Here is a 1,693-nt window from a genome sequence, read left to right on the forward strand (position 1 = left end):
CGGATGCCGGCGAGCACGCCCGCGGTGACCCCGAAGACGATGGTGACCGCCATGGCGATCAGGGCCAGCTTGATCGTGACCGGCCAGGCGGCGGCCAGGATGTCGCTGATCGAGCGGCCGGTGAGCGCCAGGGTGGTCGCGGTCAGCGCACAGAGGACGATGCGGGATGCGGGCATGCCCGGATGCTAGCCGGGGACGGGCGGGGCGCGGCCTTACCATGCGCTTACGCCGCCCGGGCCCTGACCCGGCCGTGCCGGGGCCGACGTGCCTGCCGGTCGCTCAGGTGGGGCGGGCGCCGACCGCGTCGCGGATCTGGGCGCCCTGGTCGCCCTCCTCCGCGCGGGCGCAGTGCGCGCAGCAGAAGAACCGGCCGGACACCTCCACGCCGTGGCCCACGATCTTGATCTGGCAGTGTTCGCAGATCGGGGCCATCTTGTGCACGGCGCACTCGAAGCAGTCGAAGGTGTGCACGTCGCCGCTGACGGTCCGCACCTCGAACGCCATCCAGTAGTCGTTACCGCAGACCTCGCAGGTTGCCACGACAAATCCCTCCGAACTGGAATGTTTCCCCCAGCCTGCGGCATGCGGCCGGTTCAGGCGGACGAAACGGGCCAACCCGGCCGCGCTTGGCGGCGTGTCGGCCCCGGCGTGTCGGACGTTGTACCTGCTGGACCGCCCGACTCCCGGAGGAACACGTGATCAAGCGCAACAGGCTCTTCGGCAACCAGACCCGGGTCACCTTCTTGCTGCCGCGGCACACTCCGCCCGGCACGGTGAGCGTCGTCGGCTGCTTCAACGGCTGGGAGCCCGGCCGGCACGAACTGGTCGCCCGCCGCGACGGCACCCGGACGGTCACGGTGCGGCTTGGCCCGGGGGAGTACCGCTTCCGCTACCTCGCCACCGGCGGCGTGTGGCTCGACGACGACTCCGCCGACGAGGTCGACGAGCGGGGCGGCCTGCTGCGGCTCTGACTCCGCCGCTCACGCGCCGGATCCGCCCCGCCACGGCTCGTAAGAAGTCGAGCAACATCGATGTTTTTATCGACAGGAGTCTTTACTGTTAACAAAGTTTAATTTATGTTGGTGGCACCTCAGCCGGCCGATGTCCGAAGGAGATGCCGCCATGCGTCGAAGAATCACCGTCCCGCTCCTGGCGATGGGCGCCGTCGTGTCCTCGCTCGCCGTCGCCGCCCCCGCCCAGGCGCATGGCTACGTGTCGTCCCCGCCGAGCCGGCAGGCGCTCTGCGCCCAGAACCGGGTCCCCGACTGCGGGCAGATCAAGTACGAGCCGCAGAGCGTCGAGGGCCCGAAGGGGCTGCGTAACTGCCACGCCAACATCGCCCACTTCGCCGTGCTCAACGACGACAGCCGGGGCTGGCCGGCCACCTCGGTCGGCAGCTCGGTGACGTTCACCTGGGTCAACACCGCCCGGCACGCCACCCGCAACTGGGAGTACTTCATCGGCAACACCCGGGTGGCCGTCTTCGACGGCGGCGGGCGGCAGCCGGGCGCGACCGTCACGCACAACGTCAACCTGGGCGGGTTCTCCGGCCGGCAGAAGGTCCTCGCCGTGTGGAACATCGCCGACACCGCCAACGCGTTCTACTCCTGCGTCGACCTTCAGATCGGTGGCGTGCCGGGCGGTGTTGACCCAGGTGAACGTCACCGAGCTGCCGACCGAGGTGGCCGGCCGG

Annotated in this window: 3 protein-coding genes and 1 pseudogene; 2 read left to right on the forward strand and 2 right to left on the reverse strand. The window is 69.9% G+C overall.

What is annotated here, in order from left to right; all coding sequences use genetic code 11:
• Positions 1-128 (reverse strand): annotated as a pseudogene (locus C1I99_RS31470) (ABC transporter permease); the annotation flags it as partial.
• Positions 129-279: 151 nt separating this feature from the next.
• Positions 280-540 carry a metallothionein gene (locus C1I99_RS31475; RefSeq protein ID WP_111137762.1) on the reverse strand — a complete coding sequence of 87 codons (261 nt, stop codon included), beginning with the start codon at positions 538-540 and terminating at the stop codon, positions 280-282.
• Between the two features lie 155 nt (positions 541-695).
• Here C1I99_RS31475 and C1I99_RS31480 point away from each other — a divergent pair, with 155 nt between their 5' ends.
• Together C1I99_RS31480 and C1I99_RS31485 are read left to right on the forward strand one after the other, a co-directional pair.
• A complete protein-coding gene (locus tag C1I99_RS31480; RefSeq protein ID WP_111137763.1) occupies positions 696-971 on the forward strand; it encodes an isoamylase early set domain-containing protein in 276 nt (91 codons plus the stop codon).
• A 151-nt stretch (positions 972-1,122) separates the two neighbouring features.
• On the forward strand, positions 1,123-1,693 hold a 571-nt coding region (locus tag C1I99_RS31485), incomplete at its 3' end, for a lytic polysaccharide monooxygenase auxiliary activity family 9 protein (RefSeq protein ID WP_111137764.1).

Source organism: Micromonospora deserti (assembly GCF_003236335.1).
In the GTDB taxonomy this organism is placed as follows: domain Bacteria; phylum Actinomycetota; class Actinomycetes; order Mycobacteriales; family Micromonosporaceae; genus Micromonospora; species Micromonospora deserti.